Here is a 20,249-nt window from a genome sequence, read left to right as displayed (position 1 = left end):
GATCGGGCCTGCCGCCGCTTCCCGCCATGGGACCCAGCCTGCGCAAGACGGTCGCCTTCCAGACCGGCGAGCAGCCAGGCACGATCATCATCCGCAAGACCGAAAAGGCGCTTTACCTGGTGACGAGCCCGGGCCAGGCGCTGCGCTACCAGATCAGCGTCGGCCGCGACGGGTTCGGCTGGACGGGGACGGTCAAGGTCGCATCGAAGACCGAATGGCCGCAATGGCGTCCGCCCAAGGAGATGCGCGCCCGCCAGCCGGAACTGCCGGCGATGGTGCCGGCCGGCCCCTACAATCCGCTCGGCGCCAGGGCGCTCTATCTCTCGCGCGACGGGCGCGACACGCTCTATCGCATCCATGGCACCAACGATCCCAAGGGTGTCGGCTTTGACGGCACGTCCGGATGCTTTAGACTGACGAATACCGATGTGATCGATCTCTTCAAGCGCGTGGCGGTGGGCGCAAAGGTGGTGGTTGAATGACGATGATCAGCGTACCGGACGTTCCGGCAATCGAACTCGGCGAGCAGGAAAAGGCGCCCGGCAAGCCGAACCGGGCGAGAATAATCGGCGCCGTCGCGGTGGGTGCCGCGCTCGTCACCGCCGTCAACGTGACGGCCGCCGTCTATCTCTATCGCGGCGTCAACGACCTGCGGGCGATGGAGACACGGCTGGAGCAGCTCGGCCAGTTCGAGCAGCGGATCGGCGCCCGCATCGACACGGTCAACAACGGCTTCCAGAGCCGGTTCGAAACGCTGGACCGCCAGTTGCAGGCGGGTTTCGGCCAGATCAACGGCAACCTGGCCAAGCTGGAGCAGGGCCAGCCGGTCGCCACCGAGGCGGAGACGCCTCGCGCGCCAGAACCTGGTTTCGCCGGCACGACCGTGGCGGAGGCGTCCGCGGTCGAGAATCCCGCCGAGCCGGACAACGCCTCGCCGATGTTCAAGCGGAAGGTCGCGCCGCCTGGACCCAACCCGTCCTACCAGCGCATCCAGCAGGCGGACGGCAAGGTCTATTACAAGAAGATCAACTGACGTCGCCCATGGCAACAGCGGGCGGCACTTCGGTCAGGAAGCCAAAGGCCTAAAGATCGCGCTGCAGCGCCAGGATGCGGACGGTGCGGGCTTCCGTGCGCAGCCTCGCCTCGCGCAGGAAAGCGACATGGCAATAGGCGCAGGCCGCGAGGCCAAGGCACAGCACCAGGCTGTTCTTCCAGCTGAAGTCGATCATCAGCGAGAATTGAAAGCCGCGCGGCGCCGTGAAGGTGGCAATCGTGCTCGCCGTTTCCGAATGGCTGCCGACCGCGATCATCAGTCCGGCGAACAGCAGAGCGGCATGGTTGGCGAGGAAAAAGCCGGCTGACCTCTTTGCCTGGCAGGCGATCCAGCAGGCGGCCGACGCGGCGAGGATGATGGCTGCGTCGAGAGCCATCGAGCCGCCGAGATAGAAGTCCACCTGCTGCCAGAACATCGTCGAGAAGGGCCGCAGCTCGAGCCAGACGCGCCACATGGCGGGGCTCGCCGAATAGGTTCCGAGAAGGAATGTCGCGGTCCGCTCCGCCGCCAGCAGGAACAGCATGAGCGCCGGGAAGGCAAAGAGCAGTGTCGGCTTGCGCGTCATGTCATCCCCTCGACAACCGATGCTTGAATGTAGGCCGCATTGGTTGCGCGAGGCTTAACGCAACGCCTTGCTTTTCAAGCAATGTCGCCAGTGCCTAATGTATGATGCGGCGAAACGATGAGGCGCGCTTGTGGGCGAGGTGAAATCGACCGGCCGGCTTGCCGCGATGCTGGGCGGCCTTGGGCTGGTCGCCGGCGCGCTGCTGATTGACGGGTCCAGGCACTGGTTGCCGACCACCCTCCCCTCCTATCAGACGACCCCGGAGGCAGGCGAAGCGCGACCTGCTCCTCACGTCCCCGTTCCTGACGCACGGCCCGGCCCGCCGGCGCGCCGGATCGCCGAGGATCTCATCGCGCCGCCGCCGCTCGACGTGGCGGGCATCGAGCGTATCGAGGCCCGCCCGCCGCTTGGAGAGCTTGGGCTCGCCTCGCCGCCGAAGACGGCGATGCCGCGGGACTGGCGTGAGACGCTGCTTTATCGTCCGGTCGGCGTCTCGTCAGCGGTCTTCGAAGCCATGGGACGCCGGGTCATCATCAGCGGCGCGGTCGATATCGACCCCGACAGGACCTGCTCGTTCGGCGACGCCATCTGGCCCTGCGGCCAGCGCGCCCGCGCCGCCTTCAACGCCTGGCTGCGCGGCCGGGCGCTCAAATGCGTCCTTCCGCCCGATGGCGACCGCTTCGCCATCGCCGCGCCCTGCACGCTCGGCAAGCAGGACGTCGGCGCCTGGCTCGTCGCCAATGGCTGGGCGATGGCGACGCCCAGCGGACTCTACGGCAAGGCCGAGGCCGTGGCCCGGGGCGCCCAGATGGGCATCTTCGGCCCGCCGCAATAGGCCATCCCACGAAAGGCGCGTGACGGCTTTCCGTTCGGAATTACGCAATAACGGAATGGTTAAAAAAGTTCAGCGATCCTACCAAATGCCGAGCTGCGACCGAATCGGATCGTCGAAGCGAGCCTAGGCCGCGGCCGCAGGCGAATGCCCATCCAACGCTGCCCACGGAGAAAGACGCTGAATTCCTTCAAATTGTAGGCCCCGCTGAAACAGAAATCGTAACACCCCGCCTTTAAGCCAATGCGTCCAACAGGAGATTGGCCAGTGAGTACGAAAAACGAGACTGCACCGGCAGGGGCCTGGAAGCATGTCCTTTGGCTGTCCCTGCTCGGCACCGCCGCCTGCGTGGGTCTGTCGCTCGGCCTCAACTATCTGCTCCTGCTCAGCGACGTGCTGACGCCGTTCGGCCGCAGCATCATCACGGCGGCGCTTCTGCCAATCATCATCGGTCTGCCGCTTTTTGCCCTGCTCGGCTGGAGAGAGGTCGAGCTCCGCCGTTACCGGCAGGAACTCACAAGGTCCGGCACCTACGATCGCCTGACGGGCTGTCTCAACGGGGCGGTGTTCACCTCGATGGTCGACAGACGGGCGGCGAGACCGTCCGGCCCGCGCTCCGGCGCCTTTCTCGTCATTCACCCGGAGCATCTTGCATCGATCAATTTGCGCTTCGGTCTTGGCTGGGGCGACGAGGCCTTGCGGCTCATCGCCTCGGCCATCAAGTCCTCGTTGCGCAAGGACGATCTGATCGGGCGCATCGGAAACTCGATGTTCGGCGTTTTCCTCCCCGGCGCGACGAAGCAGGACGCCAAGGAGATCGGCGAACGCGTTCGAGACGCGGTCGGACAGATCTATTTCGCGCCAAAAGGCGACAAGGACGTGCTTGCCATCCGCGTCGGCGGCGTTGTCTTCGAGCATGAACTGGCGTTCGAGGACATGTTCCGGTCGGCGGAGGAACTCCTGTTGGAGGCCCAGGACGAGACCGACCTGGCATTGTCGCATATCAGCAACTGACCCTGCGGGCGGAACCCCAACGGCCTCCGCGGGCGACAATTCCGCGGCACATCGTTCTTCAAAAAGCGGCCTGGTCGTTTTACTCAGATGCCGCCCATGCAGAGATACTTCATCTCGAGGTAATCCTCGAGGCCGTGGCGGGAACCCTCCCGCCCGATGCCTGACTGTTTCACGCCGCCGAAGGGCGCGGCTTCCGAGGACATGCGTCCGGTGTTGATGCCGACCATGCCATATTCCAGGGCCTCCGCCACACGCCAGACCCGCTTCAGGTTGGAGGCATAAAAATAGGCGGCGAGGCCGTAGATCGTGTCGTTGGCTTCACGCACGACCTGATCCGCATCCTCGAAGCGGATGACCGGGGCCAATGGCCCAAATGTCTCCTCTTGCGCCACCGTCATTGCGCTGGAAATATCGGTAAGGACGGTCGGCTGGAAAAAAGTGCCGTCTCTGCCAATCCGACCGCCGCCGCACCGGATCGCACCGCCTTTTCCAACGGCATCGGCGATATGGGATTCGATCTTGGCGAGCGCCGGCCTGTCGATCAGCGGGCCGATGGCGACATCGGGATCGAAACCGTCGCCGACCTGAAGCTGGCGAACCCGTTCCACGAATTTATCGACGAACTCGTCATGAACGCCCGACTGCACGTAAAGGCGATTCGCCGAAACGCAGGTCTGGCCGGCATTGCGGAACTTCGCCTGGATCGCCCCGTCCACGGCGGCATCCATGTCGGCATCGTCGAAGACGATGAAAGGCGCATTACCGCCCAGTTCGAGGCTGACCTTCTTGATCCGGTCCGAGCACTGGCGCATGAGCAGCCGGCCGACCTCGGTCGATCCGGTGAAGCTGATCTTGCGCACTTTGGGATTGTGGCAGAGCTCACGCCCCACCGCGGCGCCCTCGGAGGCATAGACAAGGTTCACGACACCGTCGGGAAAACCGGCCGCGGCGGCGAGCGCGAACATGGCGCCCGCGACAAGCGGCGTCTGCTCGGCAGGCTTCAGCACGATGGCGCAGCCCGCCGCCAGCGCCGGCGAGATCTTGCGCGCCACCATCGATGCGGGAAAATTCCATGGCGTGATCGTGCCGACGACGCCAATAGGCTGCTTGATCACCAGCATGCGGCGGTCCGTCGATGGCGCCGAGATCGTCTCGCCATAGATACGATTGGCCTCCTCGGCGTACCATTGCAGGTAGGCGGCTGCATGGGAGACTTCCGATCTGGCTTCGGCAAGCGGCTTGCCCATCTCGGCGGTGAGGATAGCGGCGAGATCGTCGGTATGGGTGACGATCAACTGATGCCAGCGCCACAAGATTTCGCTGCGCTCGCGGGCGGTCAGCGCTGCCCATTCGGCCTGAGCGACATAGGCCTTGTCAATCGCCGCGCGCGTCTCCTCGACGCCCATGTCGGGAAGTTCCGCCAGCAGTTCGCCGGTCGATGGATTGAAGACCTCGAACGTACGCCCGCCAGCCGGCGTGCCAAGCGCCGGCACACGGTCGATCGCGGCAAACAGGTCGGGGGATTTCAGGTGCCGGATCATCGGCAGGCGAAGGGGCATACCGGTCTCCTCCTCGAGCAGCTTGATGGTTGTCAATGGCGCCAACGTGTATGCCGCGCATCCACGCCTCTCATAGGGCCTGGGAAGGACGGCGGTAGACCCACCCGTTGCAGCCGGCGTCACAATTGTCTCGCGGAGCCAAGTTTAGGCGAATCGTCCCTCGACCTTGCTTGGATTTCCGGTTGCGTTAGCATAGCAACGAATTTAGCCGTGCCTGAAAAGCCGGATTTCGCTGAGGGGGCGAAATTTCATGGAGATGCAGCAGGTCCGATATTTTCTGGCCCTGTCCAGCACGTTGAACTTCACCAGAGCGGCCGAGGAGTGCAATGTCACGCAGCCCGCGCTGACGCGAGCCATCAAGACGCTGGAGGAGGAGCTAGGCGGAGAGCTTCTTCGTCGTGAACGCCAGCATTCCCACTTGACCGAGCTTGGCCGGCGCATGCTGCCCTTGCTGCAGCAGTGCTACGACGCGGCGACCTCTGCCAAGTCACTAGCCAAGGCAGTGCAAAGCAGCGACGTCGCGCCTCTCAACGTCACGATTTCGAACAGCATCAATATTGCGCTGCTGGTTTCGCCGTTCACCGAGCTTTTTCGGGCCTATCCCGGCGCGCATCTCAAAATCCACCGCGGCTCGCCGGCGGCTGTGGTAGAGGCGCTCAAGAATGGTGAGGTCGAATTGGCCGTTGCCGGTCCGCTGGGCCAGGTTTGGGATCGCCTCGACACTTGGTCACTTTTCCAGGAGGGGATCGAGCTCGCCGTGAATTCCGATCATCCGCTGGCGCGCCGCAATGAGGCCGACGTCGCGTTGGCTCAGCTTGCCGCCGAACCCGTGCTCAGCCGGATCGATTGGGAGACGAGCGAGGAACTGTCGCGTTGCCTTTCCGCAAAAGGCTATTCGCCTCGGACTGCACATGAAGTGGAGACCGACCAGGACCTTCTTGCGTTGCTCGAGGCCAATGCCGGGGTCGGCTTTGTCTCGCTTACGGCACCCCGATCCGCGAACACCCGCCGGCTCAAGCTCCGCGATCTCGACGTTTCGCGGATCGTTTCCGTCTATGCGGTTGCCGGCAGGCAGCGCTCGCCGGTCGCGACGACGCTGCTCAACCTGTTGAGATCGGCCGACTGGTCATCCTTCGGCGTCAGCGAGCCCGCCTGAGGGCGGCGATCAAGTCGTCAATATCCATCCGACGGCGGTAGTCCGGATCGACGAAGCGATCGGTGATGATCCCGTTCGTTCCGACGATGAAGGTTGCGGGTATCGGCAGAAACCAGCTGCTGTTGCCCTGGTAGCTCGGCAGATCAAAACCAACCCCCATCAGCCGCTCCATCTCGGCTCCGACCCAGATCGCAAGGTTGAGTGACAGGGCATAGCCGTTATCCATGTCGATCAGGAACGGAAACTGCGCGCCGACCGCGGCCTTCATGGCTTTCGCGAATTTGCGCCGCTCCGGCATGATCACGACCACCTGGCCTCCCAGTTCCGCGATCTGGCGCTGCACCTCGACAATGCCGATGGCGTTCACGCGGCAATAGGGACACCAATGCCCGCGCTGGAAGGTGACGACGGCTGGGCCCTTTGCAAGCATCTCTGCCAGGCTGACAAGCTTGCCCTCGTCGTCGGGCAGCAGGAACCCCGGCATGACTTCGCCGGCAACCGGAGCCATGGCGCCGGCTCCCAGCTTCTCCAGGCGATCCACCAATCGGTCCACGGCGTCCGCAAATTCGGAATTCAGGCGTCGGACCGCCGCGGCAACTACCGCCAGCCGTTCGTTGAGAGGCGCATCAAGTGCGATGGCGGCCTGGACGGATTGCTCGAATGTCATTGCCTCGGCTGCCATTTCTGCACTTTCACATGTCGCCCGCAGCCTACCACCGAAGCCCCTCGGCATTTAGCATGCTTTTCCTGCATGGTTTCGATGCCCCACGTGCATCGATGCATGCCAGGTTCATGTTCCATTCGCCGCCTCGGATCGGCGCGTTACATCATATTCCTGATATCCGCTGAAAAAGTCGGGAACCCGTAGACCATCTCGGACAGCGCCCGCGCCGGGATGCCGTGCTTCATAGCCAGCGCGAAGATGTGGATCAGCTCCTCGCCGGCGTGGCCTACCAGATGTGCCCCGACAATCCGATCTGTCGTCTCCTCGACGATGATCTTCGACCATGCGACCGCCTCCGCATAGGTCCTGGCGGAGAGCCAGCCTTGCATGTCGTTCACATGGATCTTGACGTGAAGGCCCCGTTCCCTCGCCTTGGCTTCGGTCAGTCCGACGCTTGCCACAGCCGGGATGCTGTAGAGCGAGGCTGGGATATGACTGTAATCGGGTCGATGCTTCGGTCCGTCGACGATGTTGCGGCCGACGATCCCGCCTTCATAGGTGGCTATCGGCGAAAGCTGCGGGGAGTTCCACACCGCGTCGCCGCAGACATAGACATCGGGATTGGAGCGCGAGCGCAGGTGATCGTCGATTTCGATACGGCCCTCTCGGTGCACGATGACACCGGCCCCAAGATCGAGGCCCTCGACATTGGCCACGCGTCCGGCGCAGTTGACGACCCGATCCGCGTCCACCAGGCATTCGACGCCGTCCTTCACGAAACTCACCCGCAGTCGCCCATCGACCTCGTCGATCCTCTTCACCCAAGCCACGGTATGGATGCTGATGCCCAGCCGCTCGCTCTCGGCGTGGAGCTGAGCGACGGCGTCCGCGTCGAAGCCTCCGAGGAGCTGCGGCAATGCTTCCAGGATCGTGACCTCGACGCCGGCACGCGCATAGACATGCCCCAGTTCGAAAGCGATGACGCCGCCCCCGACGAAAACCACCGCACGCGGCAGCACAGAATCGCTCAGCACATCGTCGGAAGTCGTCAAATGCTCGGCGCCCGGGATCGACAGCGGACGCTGCTTAGAGCCGGTGGCGATGACGATGTTCCTGGCTTCGAGTTCTCGGCCATCGACACGGATCGCGTTGCTGCCGATGAATGAAGCTTGGCCGGAGACGACATCGACCCCGCGCTTGGCCATCAATCCGGACAGTCGGGATGGGATGTCCCTGATGATCTCCTTTTCCCGTTCGATCAAGGCTCGCCAGTCGAGCCTTGGCCTATCGACCTTGATCTCATGTCTGCCGGCCCTTTCGATCTCGTCGAGCGCGTGGGCCGCGGCGACCAAGACTTTCTTCGGCGTGCAGCCGCGATTGGGGCAGGTGCCGCCGAGATCGCGCGCCTCAATCATCGCCACGGAAAGGCCGGCGGCGCGCGTCGCGACCGTGACACCCATTCCGGCGTTGCCGCCGCCGAGGATCACCACATCATACTTTTCCATCGCGCCGCCTCCGCGCTAGGCGCGTCGCGTCGAAACGGATTCGATCGACGCGCTTCAAGTCTTTGTTTCGATGCATGTCGTTCTCCCAAAACCGCTGCACACTTTGGGCGACATGCGTTCTTTGTTTTGATGCATGTCGTTTTCCCAAAACCGCTCCGCACTTTTGGGCGACATGCATTCTTTGTTTGATGCATGTCGTTCTCCCAAAACCGCTCCGCACTTTTGGGCGACATGCATCAGTGAAGCTTGATCCGGGGTCTGGCGCGCCTGACGATCATCTCGCCGATCGAAGCCAGTGCCGTCTTCGCGAGGCCGTGCACTGCCTTGAGATGCATCTTGTGCAGCGAGCGATAGGCAAGCCTCGCAACGAGACCTTCGATCTTCAGTCCTCCGATCAGGCTGCCGAACGCACCGTAGTCGGCGAGCGATACGAGGGAACCATAGTCGCGGTAGCGATAGGCCGGCACAGCCTGCCCCGCGAGACGTGCTGCAACCACCTTCGCCATGTGGTCTGCCTGCTGATGGGCTGTCTGAGCTCGGGGCGGCAAGGCGCTGTCATCGCCCGGCAGCACGCAGTTCGCGCAGTCGCCAATCGCGAATACATTCTCATCGCCGACCGTCCGCAAGGTTTCGTCGACGATCAGGCGGTTGATGCGGTCGGTTTCGAGACCATCGAGGTCTTTCAGAAAATCCGGCGCCTTGATCCCAGCCGCCCAGACCACGAGCTCGGCCGGCAGGAACAGTTTTTCGCCAAGCCGGATGCCGTCTTCCGTGACTTCGGTGACTCTGATGCCGCATCGGATCTGCACACCCAGCTTGATGAGCAGGCGCGCCGAAGCGTGGGCCATATGCTCCGGAAGGGCGGGCAGGATGCGCGGTCCGGCCTCGACGATGGTGATGCGGATCAGCCTCTCGAAATCGATATTGTCGAGATTGTGCGAGGCAATTTCCCGCATCGATTTGTGCAATTCCGCGGCCAGCTCGACGCCGGTGGCTCCGGCGCCGACGATGACGCAGTGAAGCTGTCCAGGCGAAAGCTGCTCGTATTGAGCATTGGCCCGCAGACATGCGTCTATCATGCGCTTGTTGAAACGGGTGGCCTGCTCCGCCGTGTCGAGTGAGATGGCGTGGCGAGCAGCGCCCGGCGTGCCGAAATCGTTGCTGACGCTGCCGACGGCCATGACCAGCGTGTCGTAGCCCAGCACCCGTGGCGGTATGATCTGCCTGCCGTTGTCATCGAAGCTGGGTGCCACGAAGATCTGGCGCTTCGCACGGTCGATGCCGACGACCTCGCCGATACGGTATCGATAGTGGTTGCGGCTGGCATGGGCGATGTATTCGACCGCGTCGTGCGATGCGCTCAGCGCGCCGGACGCCACCTCATGCAGCAGCGGCTTCCAGATATGGGTGCGGCTGCGGTCGACCAGCGTGACGGAAAGCCGCCCCTTGCCGAACTTGCGGCCCAGACGGGTCGCCAGTTCCAGCCCTCCTGCGCCGCCACCGACGATGACCACGCGGTGCAGCGATTTGTCCCGGTGCGAGGGTGTCTCAGGGATCGTGCGGAAAAGCGCTGCGTTATTGGCGAGCACCGCTTCCGGAATGAGCCGCATGCCCGGAGTTATGATCTGCATCGGAATTCTCCGTTCCTTCTCCGGAACCGTTCACTCTTGGGATTCGTGGATGACGATGCCTTGCAGCATGTCGACTTCGCACTCCCACGGCTTTTCCGAGAGGACGCGCTGCCCATGCTCGTATCCCGCCTGCCAGCGAGTGCGGATGCCTGAGCGGGTGAAGTCGATGTCCTTGGTATGGTCCTCGCCGTGGAGGCGCGGCGAAAGCAGCCGAACGAGGTGCATGACCGAAGGGCAGCCATAGGAGGCGAGTTCCTTGAACATCGGATCGTCGCGCCGCTCCTCCGGCACCAGTTTCCCCATCTCGCGCACGACGTGCCTGAGCCGATGCAATTGCTCCTGGCGGGCGACGTGGCTTCTGCCACGGCTGGCGTATTGGAGATCCTTCTGTCGCCCCATGACCTGCCAGATCGATTTTGGCTCGGAGCCCCGCGGCTGCCACATATTGACCGCGAAGATCAAAGCATCGCGCCGCGGCCGCGCGTCGAGCACGACCTCTATCGGAGTGTTGGAATAGACCCCGCCGTCCCAGTAGGGTTCGCCATTGATGCACACGGCCGGGAAGGCCGGCGGCAAGGCGCCCGACGCCATGATGTGGGCCGCCGACAGCGGCATCTGACTGCTGTCGAAGTATCTGAGTTCGCTGGTGTTGACGTTGACCGCGCCGACCGTCAATCGCGTATGGCGCCGGTTTAGATAGTCGAAGTCGACTAGGTTGCCGAGTGTCCTCTTCAGAGGATCCGTGGAGTAATAGGAGGCGTTCTCAACGCCCACTTCCCGGTTGATCCCGAACAGGGCGCTCGGGTTGGGTTCGAAGAAACCCGGTATCCCTCGCGTCAGCGTGCCCATGTTGGCAAAGATGTTGCTCGGGACCATCATCCGAAAGAATTCGTCGATTGGACTGCTCCGGCTGACGCCGTCCCAGAATTCCCGCAGCCTGGGCAGGCGATCTTGCGGTTCGTTCCCGGCAATCAGCGCGGCATTGATGGCGCCGATCGACGTGCCGATGACCCAGTCCGGCTCGATACCGCCTTCGACGAGTGCCTGATAAACGCCGGCCTGATAGGCTCCGAGAGCTCCTCCGCCCTGCAGAACCAAAACGGTCTGGCGCTGGGAGGAGACGTTGGCCGCCGGCCCGGCATCCGTCACAGACGCCGACTTCGAGGGATTTCGAATAATATTGTTCATGGCGCTGTCGCTCCTCGTCGTTGGCTTCTAGTGAGCGGTCCAGCCGCCTTCGATCGGCATGATGGCGCCGGTGATCGAGGCCGCGTCGTCCGAGGCCAGGAAAAGGCAGAGCGCGGCAACCTGCTCGACCGTCACGAACTGCTTGGTCGGCTGGGCGGCCAGCAGCACATCCTTGATCACCTGCTGTTCCGTGATCCCGCGGGCCTTGGCCGTGTCCGGGATCTGCTTTTCGACCAGCGGGGTAAGCACGTAGCCAGGGCAAACGGCGTTGACGGTGATGCCCTGTTCGGCGACCTCGAGCGCGACGGTCTTGGTCAGACCGGCCACGCCATGCTTGGCGGCGACATAGGCTGATTTGTATGGCGAGGCGACGAGAGCGTGGGCGGACGCGACGTTGATGATGCGGCCCCATTTGCGCGCCTTCATCGCCTGCAAGGCACGCCGGATCGTGTAGAACGACGACATGAGGTCGATCGCCACGACAGCTTCCCACTTCTCGATCGGGAAATCGTCGATCGGCGCCACGTGCTGAATGCCGGCGTTGTTGACCAGGATGTCGACCGCGCCAAATTCATCAATGGCCTTGTCCATCATCGCGGTGATCGCGCCACCCTTGCTCATGTCGGCATTGTCGTAGCGGACGGTCACCCCGTGGACGGCAGCGAGCCTCGACCGGAGCAACTCGATCTCGGCGGCATCACCGAAACCGTTCAGAACGATGTTGCAGCCCTTGGCGGCGAAGGCCTCGGCGATGCCTTGGCCGATACCGCTGGTCGAGCCTGTTATCAGCGCCGTCTTTCCTCTGAGCATCGTCATTTCCTTTTGCTGAAGTCGCCGCCGAATTGACGAGCAAATGGCTGCGAGCAACGGGCTTGCGTGCGCCCAGGTCCGAAATTCTGATCAAGTATGGCGAGCAGCGCGAAGAAGCGGAAATGCCGTTGAGACATGGAATCGATAGCTGACGGTCTGATCGGTGCGTTCGCGATGCAGCCCGCAGGCCGGGTTGTTTGACCTAGGGGCAGCTAGTAAGATCGCCCGGCAACGCGGGTCGTGCGGCATGCACCGACCCAGGGGAAGCGTGCAGTGGAGATCAGCCAGGTCAGATATTTCTTGGCCGTTGCCAAGGAGCTGAATTTCACCAGGGCGGCCGAGCAGTGCAACGTCACGCAGCCGGCGCTTTCGCGCGCCATCAAGCTGCTGGAGGATGAGTTCGGCGGCGCGCTTTTCCACCGCGAGCGCCGCTTCACCCATCTCACCGAGCTCGGCCGCATGGTCGAGACGTATCTCGAGGGCGTTTTCGAGAACTCCCGCCAGGCAAAGCAGATTGCCGAGCAGTATGTGAATTTGAAAAGGATGCCGCTCAGGCTTGGCATCATGAGCACGATCGCTCCGGACGAAATCATCGAGCTGATCGCGGCCGTCCGTGGGCATCACCCCGGCGTGGAGCTTCACCTTTGCGATTCAGACGCCGTAAGTCTTCGAAAGAGATTGCTCGAAGGCGATCTCGAGGCCGCCATCTATGCATTGCCGTCGGACGTTCCCGACGAGGAGGTTCACTCCCTTCCGCTGTTTCGCGAGCAGATGGTGATGGCGGTCCACCTGGCTCACCGGCTGGCGAACCAGCGGGTCGTGCGGGTGAAGGACATGAGCAATGAAAGTTATATTCACCGCAACAACTGCGAATTTGCCGGCTACGCGGATGCCATCCTTGCCCAGCATGGCGTTACCGTCAGTCCGGTCTACTGGAGCGATCGCGACGACTGGACGCTCGCCATGATCGCTGCCGGGCTCGGTTTCGGTTTCATGCCAGAGCACACCGCCAAGCACCCGGGTGTTGTGGCCCTGCCGATCACCGAGCCGGAATTCTGGCGCGACGTCAATCTTGTCACCGTGCGCGGCCGCAAGCATTCGCCGGCGGTCGGCGCCCTGGTCCGCGAAGCGACCCAGAAGAAATGGTTCGGCGAGCGGGCAAAGGCGTTGTCCGCCGCCGAATGACCTGGCTGTGCAAGGCTGACAGCGTCGAAGCGCCGAAGCATTTGGGCGCCTCGCGCCGGTCAGTTCTTCCTGATGGACGACGTGACGGACTGGATCACCTCGGTCGCCATCTTGAACTGCGCCTGCCGGTCGGTAATGCCATGCCGCTTCGCAATCCAGTCGAAGTCGCTATAGGCGGCGTAAACCTGCCCATCGGGCGTCTGGTAGACCAGCACGCGCACCGGCCAGTCCAGGCCCGCCTCGGGATTTGAGGTGATGAACGTCGTGCCGAGCGCCGGATTGCCGAACATGACGAGCCGCGACGGCCTGACATCGTTGCCGGCCTTGTTGCCGAGCTTTGCCTGGTCGATCACGCCAAAGAACATGATGCCCTTCTTGAGGACGTCCTTCTTGATGCGGGCCACGGTCTCGGCGACGGAATAACCGCTCTTGATAGTGACGACGCCGTCGGAAGCGGCTGCCGGCAAGACAACTGTCATCAGCACGGCGGCACCCGCAATCATGGTTTTCAGGTAGGCTCTCATCGCATTCTCCTTGGTTGCTGAGTTGGCTATGGATTGAGTTTCTCGGGTGACCTCCGGCGCAGCTCCGGTGGTCACGCGGCTGGCGTTCTCAGCGTTCGGGCTACCGCGATTGCTGCCGCGAGAACCGCGACCAGTGCGGCCACGCAGGCCGTCCAGCCGACCCGGTCGTAGATCTGTCCGATGAGGAAGCTGCCGGCGAGCCCGCCCGCATAGTAGGAGGCCAGATAGATGCCGCTTGCGGCGGCGCGGTCGCGCGACGCGGTCCGACTGACATGTCCCGTTGCTATCGCCTGCGCCAGGAAGGTGCCGCTGGCGACCAGCGCCATCCCGGCGAGGACGATGGGAAGACTGGGTGTGAGCAGCAGAAGCAGACCGGCAATCGCCAGCGCAAGCGTTGCGCCAACCCCTACCCTCGGGCCGAGACCCGAGGCCACACGCCCGGCGAGCGGAGTGGTCAGCATTGACGGCAGGAAGACGAAATAGACCGCGCCCAGCGCCATCGGGGTCAGAGACAGGGGCACTGCTACGAGTTGAAAATTCACGTAGGTGAACGTGCCTATAAAGACGAAGAGGATGAGGAAGCCGATCGCGAAACAGGCCCGCAGCTCGACGTTCTGCAACGGGGCTTTCCAGGCCGCGCGGGCGAGTCCGCCCGTCGCATCTGCGCGCATCATTGCCGAGGTCTTCTGCAGCGTGAACCAGACAAGAACTGCGCCGAACAGATTAAAGGCGGCGAAGGTCAGAAAGTTGGTAGAGATGCCGAACGTGTCGGCGACGGCCGCCGACATCAGCCGGCCGAAGAAGTTGCTGGCAACATTGCCGGTCACATACGCCGCGAGCGCGCTCGTGGTCTGCCGAGCGGAAAAGTGCTCCGCCAGGTAGGCCATCGTGAGCGTGAACGCAGTCGACATGCAAAGGCCTTGCGCTACGCGCAGCAGGGCGAAGACCGCAATATTGTCTGTCTGCGAAAGCAGTGTCGTCGGGATCGCCAGGATGGCCAGGCTGATCCAGATGCCGTTGCGGCGATCGATGCCGCGCCCGAAGAGCGCGACGGCGATACCGGCCACCGCCATGCCGAAGGTGCTGGCGTTGACGGCGAAGCCCATGGTCGCGCGGCTGACGCCAAATCGTGTCACCAGCGAAGGCAGGATTGCCTGGGTTGCGAACAGATCGACGAGCGTCAGGAACGCGATCAGGGCGATCAGGCCGAAGCGCCAGGTATCTGCGGCAACGGTGCGGAGCCGCGTCTGTTCGGTATGTTCGCTGGTCGTCATGACAGGCTCCGTGGCCACGTCCCCGGGCGATCGCCCGAGGACGCGCTGTTGGTTGCTGCTGCTGGGATCTGCAGGCCGCGACGAACGGCTCACATCATGTGATCGTTGTGCATCGCGGGCGGCAGGATGTCGGCGGAATAAAGCACCGCCGGAACCTTGCCGTTGTTCTTCCACCAGTGGGCGAGCTGGCCGAACTCGGCGGTCACGTCGCCAGCCGGATGCTCGATGCCGACCTTGCAGGTGCTGGCGTATTCGGTGATCGAGCCTTCGACGACGATGATGTTGGCGGGACGAACCGTGTGCTCATGCCACGGGACGACGCCGCCCGGCTGAACGACGAGCTTGCGCAGACGCAGCATGTTGCCTTTCCAGGCTTCGCCCTTGCTGCTCAGATCGATCGCCGAAAGGACCGTATCGGTCACGCCGACCGGCTTGCTGGGATGTTCCTGAATGTCGGTCGTAGCGGCCTGGCCGGCAGGGCAGTCGCCGGCGAACGCCGGGGCTGCGGAAAACGCAGCGGTTGCGGTAAGAAGTCCGAGTGTCAGCGCCGCCTCCAGCGGCAGACGCAACGCAATAGTCTTGGAAGCCATGTCTAATTTCTCCTTTGTCGGTGCCCAATCGCGGTGGCGGGGCATGAAAAGAGAGTGACTGGAGCCTCAGAGAAAGAGAAATGCTGACTGGCTCTTAAATCGATACCTGAAAACTATGGTGGGTGATCGCACCAACGCGATCATCTCCGCCACGAAGTTCGTCGCGGAGTTAGGCTTCACTTTGGATTGTTACGCTGCTGTCTTCCTGACCGGCAGGTCGATGCCGCTTTCCGGCCAGCTGTGCGCCTTGACGCTGGTCACGAAGGTTGACGTCGCCGGCGAGAAGCGGCGGCCCGCCACGACGACCAACGAGACCTCCCGCCAGACTTCAGGATCGATGACAGGCCTGATTTGCAGACCCGGGATAACGGCACTGAATTCCGGGATGAAACAAATCCCGAGCCCGCCGGAAACCATGTTCTGAATCCAGTCTTCGCGCTCGCTGGCGTAGGAGATTCTGAGCTTGACGCCGCGATCGTTGCAAAGGCCGGCGAGGTGATCACGATACTCGCAATTCAGCCGCCTGAGATAGTTCTCGCCGTCGAGCTCGGAGATGGCGACATTGTCGTTGCGGGCCAGGCGATGGCCGTTGGGGAAGGCAAGAACGAACCGCTCACGATAGAGCGGCGTGACGTCGAACCGCTCCGGAAAACTGTTGCTGGACGCCATGATGGCAACATCGATTTCACCCGCTTCCAGCAGTTGCGATAAAGAGGCAGGCACGCCTTCCACCAGCTGCAGCTGAATGCCCTGCTGGCGCCTGTTGAAGTCCGCCAACAGACCGGTGAATCGGCGCGGACCGATGGTGCACATGACCCCAACTTTGAGATTTGCGTTTTCCAGGCACAGGAACCTCGACGCCTCCTGCCGAACGCCGGTCACCTCATCGAGGATCTGCTGAAACCGTGGCCGAAGAAGCGCACCCAGATCCGTCAGATGCGTCAGGTTTCTTTCGCGGCGAAACAGCAAGCCGCCGACTTCATCCTCTAGCTGTTGGATTGCCCGCGACAGCGCCGGCTGGGTGACGTTGCACCTCTCGCCGGCGCGCGTGAAGTTTCGTGTCTCGCACACGGCCAGGAAGTAGCGGATGTGATGAATGTCCATGCGGGTCGTCCCTCCACTGCAGAGATGCAAGGTCAGGCTCGAACCCTGCCGCAAAGCATTCCATCACGCCAATGCAGTGGGGCTATAAAGTCGATAGCGTTTCGTCATGACAGATGGCGGGCCAAGGCCCGCCATCTGTCGAGCAGCCACACAGGCGAGTTGTCTTCTCATCATCCTGTTCCAGGCCGTGGTTCTGGCTACGGCGCCGGAGCTGGCGACACGCGTCGCATCGCCTGGCCTGATCGGATGAAGAGTGTGGCGCGCGAAGACCGACAGCCAATGCAATCTGCCTATGGACTTCATGCCACCTTGGCATTTCGGCTGAACAAGAAGATGCGGCAGTCTCTCTCCAGTCGCCTTGTTGACGATCTTGGGATGGAGACCAAACCATGCTTACCCAGCCCGCAATGAGAACAGACCAAGCCATCACATCAGTGGCTGATCTTAATGTAGGAGACCGGACGATCGACATCGTGCTGGCAAACGATGTACATGGCGCTTTCGTGTGGGGCGTGCTCGATCGCCTGCTGGACGAGCCGAGCTGCAGCTTCAGCAGCGTCACCGCGTCGGGCTTTGCAGCGATGGAGGCGGCGGTCTTTGCCTATGGCTTGAGCGTCGGCGGCAGGCGCGGCGCGCGGACGGCACTCGCCAATTTCTGGCGGCGCGTCAGCCACGCCTCGATTTTCGCCGATGGCAGAGCCAGCCTGCTTCGATCCGTCCTGGAACAGTCGATCGATCTCGAGCAAATCCGTGACGAAGACTGCCCGGTGAAACTTGGCGTCCTGGCCGTCAACGCGCGCACGGATGCGGTGAAGATATTCACAAGCGACCGGTTGTCCATCAACGCGATCGTGGCGGCGGCCACGATCCCCTTCCTCTCGCTGCCTGTCGAGATCGACGGCGATATCTATTGGGGCGACGGCGACGTCTTGCAGTCGCCGCCTGTCTTATCACCTGAAGCTCGCCATCGCCTGATTGTCACCGGCAGACCTTGCGTATTCACCACGCCGTGTCCGGATCGCGGCCTCCCAGCCAGCCATTGCGTGACCAAATGTGTGCTGGTTCACACCATATTCGACAGTCGATACCGTGCCGGAGCTCCGCTGCTCCTGCGGCCCTGGATCGACTGGGGCGAACTGACCGACATGCGCGACACGGGGCGGCAGCGCGCAGCAGACTGGCTTGCCGCTGATCCTCTGCGCACTGGTGGAAGCCCGCCCACAAACTGCGAAAGTCGATACATCTAGGCGCCTCGCTCCCCGCCTAGCCGCGCCTGCTTCGCATACTCCCGAATGCAGGCGCCAGGCCCTCCGGCGTCTCCCGCCGGAGGGCTTTTTCGCGTTGTCTCCCGAGACATAGTGACTGCGTATCAATTCCATGCCGAGACAGCATTTCAGCTCGGCACGCCGATCGGACAGACTGATTTGCAGACGGGCCCAAGGCCGGTCTTTCTCTCGAAACGCCAACCAGGAGACAAGCCTGTGATCAACACCAGAACCCTCATCGGATCGGCCCTCGCGGCCGCCACCTCGCTTGCCGCGACAGCGGCCTACAGCGGTCCTGCCGCCAAGCCCGGCTTCGCCTTCGAGAAGTGCTACGGCGTGGTCAAGGCAGGCCAGAACGACTGCCAGACCGCGACGCATTCCTGCGCCGGCACCGCAACCGCCGACAACCAGCCGGATTCCTGGCTCTACGTGCCCGCCGGCAGCTGCGCCAAGATCGCGGGCGGCAGCGACAAGCCGAAAGCCTGAACGATCCAGACTTCGAGCCAACCCTCTAGAATGGAGCAGACCGATGTCCCGTGCATTTCAGCCCCTTGCGATCCCCGCATCGGCGGGCATCGGTCTTCGCTCGCCTCACATCAGCGAAATGCTGACGCGACGGCCTTCCGCCGGCTGGCTAGAGGTTCATGCCGAGAACTACATGGGAGACGGCGCCGGCGTCGAGGCGCTTGAACGGCTGCGCCAAATCTATCCGCTGTCGGTGCATGGCGTCGGCCTGTCGCTGGGCAGCGCGCGAGGCTTGGACCTCGACCATCTCGAAAGGCTGCGCAGGGTCTGCGAGCGCTTCCAGCCCGATCTGGTTTCCGAGCATCTGGCCTGGAGCGTCGCCGACGGCGCCTACCTCAACGATCTGCTGCCGCTGCGCTATGACGAAGAGGCGCTGGCGATCGTGGCGCGCAACGTCGATACCGTCCAGGAGATGCTGAAGCGGCAGGTGCTGATCGAAAATCTGTCTGCCTATGTCGCCTTTGCCGACTCCTCGGTGAACGAAGCCGAGTTCCTGGCCGAGCTCGTGGCGCGGACCGGCTGCGGCCTGCTGCTCGACGTCAACAACGTCCATGTCTCGGCGCACAATTTGCAATACGATGCAAAGACTTTCATCGATGCGCTGCCTGCGGGCGCTATCGGCGAGATCCATCTCGCCGGCCATGCGACCAATCAGGTCGGAACCGACACCGTGCTCATCGACGACCATGGCTCGCGGGTTCCGCCGGTCGTTTGGGCCCTCTATGAGCACGCCATAACGCGCCTCGGACCGCGACCAACCCTGATTGAATGGGACACCGACGTTCCGGTTCTCGACGTGCTGCTTGGCGAAGCGATGTGGGCCGACATGCTTACCGCTTCGATCATGTTCGGCCGCAAGCAGGCTGCGAGACAGGCCGCGACAACCAAGCCCCGGCCCGCGTCCCCTACCCCCTTTGAAAACGTGAGGACCAGCATGCCAGTGCTTGCAGCATGTGCTGCCGCCAAGGCCGGACCTGTGATGGCGAACGCTTTAACGCCAATGGAGGGAAGATACGATGTTGCCGCTTGAACACCTGCAGACCACCATGGCGCGCTCGGTGCTTGCCATCGAACCAATGGTCTCCGCGAAAATGCTGACCGCCGGCAAGGCCGATCCACTGGCCCGCCTGCGCATCTACCAGAACAACACGCGCAGTTCGCTCACCGCAGTGCTGATGGCGGTGTTTCCAGTCACCGTCCGCCTTGTCGACGAACGGTTCTTCCGTTATGTGGCGAGCGAGTTCATTCGACGCCATCCGCCGGTTGAATCGCGCCTTGCGCGCTATGGCGCCGGCTTCCCGCGTTTCCTCAAGACGATCGACACGCTGTCCGATATGCCGATCGTCGCCGAAACGGCGCGGCTCGAATGGGCCATCGCCGAGGCGCTCGATACGGCTTCGCTGCCACCCCGCAGCCTCGCAGAATACGACAACACCGACCTCGGCCTCTCGCCGGATATCCTGCTCCAGCCCTCACTGCGCCTGATCGTCTCGCACTGGTCGATCCTGTCGGTATGGATGGCGCATCAACAGAAGACGGCGGTCGACGAAAACGTCACCTGGATAAGGCGCCCCGAACGCGTGGCGTTGTGGCGATCGGGCAATTACGTGCGGCTTTTTCTGCTAGACCGCGCGAGCTTCGCCTTCTGGCATTCGCTGAAGCACGGTTTGGGCCTTGAGCATGCCACTGGCCGTGCCTTAGCGCTCGACCCGGCCTTCGACCTGGTTTCAGCCCTTGTGCGTCTGTTCCGCGACAGGCTCGTCACCGACGTGCGGGTCGCCTCGAATTCCCCCTCAAACTGACG

General features: G+C 62.9%; 21 protein-coding genes. 10 read left to right on the top strand and 11 right to left on the bottom strand.

Going from position 1 to position 20,249, the window contains the following annotated elements; genetic code table 11:
- The first annotated feature begins 8 nt into the window (after positions 1-8).
- Positions 9-482, top strand: coding sequence for a L,D-transpeptidase (locus tag EOA38_RS02530; RefSeq protein ID WP_245480732.1), 474 nt, complete (start codon positions 9-11; stop codon positions 480-482).
- On the top strand, positions 479-1,033 hold the full coding sequence (locus EOA38_RS02525; protein WP_127298350.1) for a hypothetical protein: 555 nt from the start codon (positions 479-481) through the stop codon (positions 1,031-1,033). The genes EOA38_RS02530 and EOA38_RS02525 overlap by 4 nt, the downstream gene beginning before the upstream one ends.
- Positions 1,034-1,082: 49 nt before the next feature.
- Here the strand turns inward: EOA38_RS02525 and EOA38_RS02520 are convergent, their stop codons facing one another.
- Entirely contained in the window at positions 1,083-1,619 is a 537-nt protein-coding gene (locus tag EOA38_RS02520; protein WP_127298349.1) for a hypothetical protein, read from the bottom strand.
- Between the two features lie 130 nt (positions 1,620-1,749).
- Between EOA38_RS02520 and EOA38_RS02515 the strand changes: the two genes are divergently transcribed.
- Entirely contained in the window at positions 1,750-2,454 is a 705-nt protein-coding gene (locus EOA38_RS02515) for a thermonuclease family protein (RefSeq protein WP_245480731.1), read from the top strand.
- Between the two features lie 264 nt (positions 2,455-2,718).
- Positions 2,719-3,465, top strand: coding sequence for a GGDEF domain-containing protein (locus EOA38_RS02510; RefSeq protein ID WP_245464907.1), 747 nt, complete (start codon positions 2,719-2,721; stop codon positions 3,463-3,465).
- Positions 3,466-3,548: 83 nt separating this feature from the next.
- Here EOA38_RS02510 and EOA38_RS02505 read toward each other — a convergent pair whose 3' ends face one another.
- Positions 3,549-5,024: an NAD-dependent succinate-semialdehyde dehydrogenase gene (locus tag EOA38_RS02505; RefSeq protein WP_127298347.1), complete on the bottom strand. Its 1,476-nt coding sequence runs from the start codon at positions 5,022-5,024 to the stop codon at positions 3,549-3,551.
- 250 nt (positions 5,025-5,274) lie between these two features.
- On the opposite strand from EOA38_RS02505, the gene EOA38_RS02500 reads away from it, so the two are divergent.
- Positions 5,275-6,180 (top strand): LysR family transcriptional regulator, encoded by a 906-nt coding sequence (locus EOA38_RS02500; protein WP_127298346.1) that lies wholly within the window; start codon positions 5,275-5,277, stop codon positions 6,178-6,180.
- On the opposite strand, the gene EOA38_RS02495 is transcribed toward EOA38_RS02500, so the two are convergent.
- The 5 genes from EOA38_RS02495 to EOA38_RS02470 all read right to left on the bottom strand — a co-directional run bounded on the left by EOA38_RS02495 (position 6,164) and on the right by EOA38_RS02470 (position 11,978).
- Positions 6,164-6,862: a peroxiredoxin-like family protein gene (locus EOA38_RS02495; RefSeq protein WP_127298345.1), complete on the bottom strand. Its 699-nt coding sequence runs from the start codon at positions 6,860-6,862 to the stop codon at positions 6,164-6,166. The genes EOA38_RS02500 and EOA38_RS02495 overlap by 17 nt on opposite strands.
- A 140-nt stretch (positions 6,863-7,002) precedes the next feature.
- Positions 7,003-8,349 (bottom strand): NAD(P)/FAD-dependent oxidoreductase, encoded by a 1,347-nt coding sequence (locus EOA38_RS02490; protein WP_127298344.1) that lies wholly within the window; start codon positions 8,347-8,349, stop codon positions 7,003-7,005.
- A gap of 236 nt (positions 8,350-8,585) precedes the next feature.
- Positions 8,586-9,980: an NAD(P)/FAD-dependent oxidoreductase gene (locus EOA38_RS02480; protein WP_245480730.1), complete on the bottom strand. Its 1,395-nt coding sequence runs from the start codon at positions 9,978-9,980 to the stop codon at positions 8,586-8,588.
- A gap of 30 nt (positions 9,981-10,010) precedes the next feature.
- Positions 10,011-11,168 carry a patatin-like phospholipase family protein gene (locus EOA38_RS02475; protein ID WP_127298342.1) on the bottom strand — a complete coding sequence of 386 codons (1,158 nt, stop codon included), beginning with the start codon at positions 11,166-11,168 and terminating at the stop codon, positions 10,011-10,013.
- Positions 11,169-11,195: 27 nt separating this feature from the next.
- Positions 11,196-11,978, bottom strand: a complete 783-nt coding sequence (locus EOA38_RS02470) for a 3-hydroxybutyrate dehydrogenase (protein ID WP_127220148.1) — start codon at positions 11,976-11,978, stop codon at positions 11,196-11,198.
- Positions 11,979-12,251: 273 nt separating this feature from the next.
- On the opposite strand from EOA38_RS02470, the gene EOA38_RS02465 reads away from it, so the two are divergent.
- Positions 12,252-13,163: a LysR family transcriptional regulator gene (locus tag EOA38_RS02465; RefSeq protein ID WP_127298341.1), complete on the top strand. Its 912-nt coding sequence runs from the start codon at positions 12,252-12,254 to the stop codon at positions 13,161-13,163.
- Positions 13,164-13,222: 59 nt separating this feature from the next.
- Here the strand turns inward: EOA38_RS02465 and EOA38_RS02460 are convergent, their stop codons facing one another.
- The 4 genes from EOA38_RS02460 to EOA38_RS02445 form a co-directional block, all read right to left on the bottom strand.
- Positions 13,223-13,666, bottom strand: coding sequence for a DUF302 domain-containing protein (locus tag EOA38_RS02460; RefSeq protein ID WP_245464947.1), 444 nt, complete (start codon positions 13,664-13,666; stop codon positions 13,223-13,225).
- Between the two features lie 92 nt (positions 13,667-13,758).
- Positions 13,759-14,961: an MFS transporter gene (locus tag EOA38_RS02455; protein ID WP_127298340.1), complete on the bottom strand. Its 1,203-nt coding sequence runs from the start codon at positions 14,959-14,961 to the stop codon at positions 13,759-13,761.
- Positions 14,962-15,050: 89 nt separating this feature from the next.
- Complete coding sequence (locus tag EOA38_RS02450; RefSeq protein WP_126092513.1) at positions 15,051-15,551, bottom strand: cupin; 501 nt, start codon at positions 15,549-15,551, stop codon at positions 15,051-15,053.
- 189 nt (positions 15,552-15,740) lie between these two features.
- On the bottom strand, positions 15,741-16,655 hold the full coding sequence (locus EOA38_RS02445; protein ID WP_127298339.1) for a LysR family transcriptional regulator: 915 nt from the start codon (positions 16,653-16,655) through the stop codon (positions 15,741-15,743).
- A gap of 389 nt (positions 16,656-17,044) precedes the next feature.
- Between EOA38_RS02445 and EOA38_RS02440 the strand changes: the two genes are divergently transcribed.
- The 4 genes from EOA38_RS02440 to EOA38_RS02425 all read left to right on the top strand — a co-directional run bounded on the left by EOA38_RS02440 (position 17,045) and on the right by EOA38_RS02425 (position 20,247).
- Complete coding sequence (locus tag EOA38_RS02440; protein WP_127298338.1) at positions 17,045-17,902, top strand: hypothetical protein; 858 nt, start codon at positions 17,045-17,047, stop codon at positions 17,900-17,902.
- A 234-nt stretch (positions 17,903-18,136) separates the two neighbouring features.
- Positions 18,137-18,406 carry a DUF2282 domain-containing protein gene (locus EOA38_RS02435; protein ID WP_127298337.1) on the top strand — a complete coding sequence of 90 codons (270 nt, stop codon included), beginning with the start codon at positions 18,137-18,139 and terminating at the stop codon, positions 18,404-18,406.
- Positions 18,407-18,449: 43 nt separating this feature from the next.
- The gene (locus EOA38_RS02430) at positions 18,450-19,475 is read left to right on the top strand and encodes a DUF692 domain-containing protein (protein WP_127298336.1); all 1,026 of its coding nucleotides are present in this window, start codon (positions 18,450-18,452) and stop codon (positions 19,473-19,475) included.
- Positions 19,462-20,247, top strand: coding sequence for a DNA-binding domain-containing protein (locus tag EOA38_RS02425; RefSeq protein ID WP_127298335.1), 786 nt, complete (start codon positions 19,462-19,464; stop codon positions 20,245-20,247). Before EOA38_RS02430 ends, EOA38_RS02425 begins: the two co-directional genes overlap by 14 nt.
- Positions 20,248-20,249: the final 2 nt, after the last annotated feature.

It is taken from the genome of Mesorhizobium sp. M1E.F.Ca.ET.041.01.1.1 (assembly GCF_003997355.1).
GTDB lineage: Bacteria > Pseudomonadota > Alphaproteobacteria > Rhizobiales > Rhizobiaceae > Mesorhizobium.
The sequence above is the reverse complement of the archived record's forward strand: the minus strand, read 5'-3'. Positions and strand labels throughout refer to the sequence as shown.

Bases quoted from the DNA above. Each gene is read 5' to 3' on its own strand.
- EOA38_RS02475 (WP_127298342.1), bottom strand. From the start codon at position 11,168: ATGAACAATATTATTCGAAATCCCTCGAAGTCGGCGTCTGTGACGGAT.
- EOA38_RS02495 (WP_127298345.1), bottom strand. From the start codon at position 6,862: ATGGCAGCCGAGGCAATGACATTCGAGCAATCCGTCCAGGCCGCCATC.
- EOA38_RS02470 (WP_127220148.1), bottom strand. From the start codon at position 11,978: ATGCTCAGAGGAAAGACGGCGCTGATAACAGGCTCGACCAGCGGTATC.
- EOA38_RS02440 (WP_127298338.1), top strand. From the start codon at position 17,045: ATGCTTACCCAGCCCGCAATGAGAACAGACCAAGCCATCACATCAGTG.
- EOA38_RS02480 (WP_245480730.1), bottom strand. From the start codon at position 9,980: ATGCAGATCATAACTCCGGGCATGCGGCTCATTCCGGAAGCGGTGCTC.
- EOA38_RS02425 (WP_127298335.1), top strand. From the start codon at position 19,462: ATGTTGCCGCTTGAACACCTGCAGACCACCATGGCGCGCTCGGTGCTT.
- EOA38_RS02525 (WP_127298350.1), top strand. From the start codon at position 479: ATGACGATGATCAGCGTACCGGACGTTCCGGCAATCGAACTCGGCGAG.
- EOA38_RS02450 (WP_126092513.1), bottom strand. From the start codon at position 15,551: ATGGCTTCCAAGACTATTGCGTTGCGTCTGCCGCTGGAGGCGGCGCTG.
- EOA38_RS02520 (WP_127298349.1), bottom strand. From the start codon at position 1,619: ATGACGCGCAAGCCGACACTGCTCTTTGCCTTCCCGGCGCTCATGCTG.
- EOA38_RS02455 (WP_127298340.1), bottom strand. From the start codon at position 14,961: ATGACGACCAGCGAACATACCGAACAGACGCGGCTCCGCACCGTTGCC.
- EOA38_RS02505 (WP_127298347.1), bottom strand. From the start codon at position 5,024: ATGCCCCTTCGCCTGCCGATGATCCGGCACCTGAAATCCCCCGACCTG.
- EOA38_RS02500 (WP_127298346.1), top strand. From the start codon at position 5,275: ATGGAGATGCAGCAGGTCCGATATTTTCTGGCCCTGTCCAGCACGTTG.
- EOA38_RS02445 (WP_127298339.1), bottom strand. From the start codon at position 16,655: ATGGACATTCATCACATCCGCTACTTCCTGGCCGTGTGCGAGACACGA.
- EOA38_RS02490 (WP_127298344.1), bottom strand. From the start codon at position 8,349: ATGGAAAAGTATGATGTGGTGATCCTCGGCGGCGGCAACGCCGGAATG.
- EOA38_RS02460 (WP_245464947.1), bottom strand. From the start codon at position 13,666: ATGATTGCGGGTGCCGCCGTGCTGATGACAGTTGTCTTGCCGGCAGCC.
- EOA38_RS02430 (WP_127298336.1), top strand. From the start codon at position 18,450: ATGTCCCGTGCATTTCAGCCCCTTGCGATCCCCGCATCGGCGGGCATC.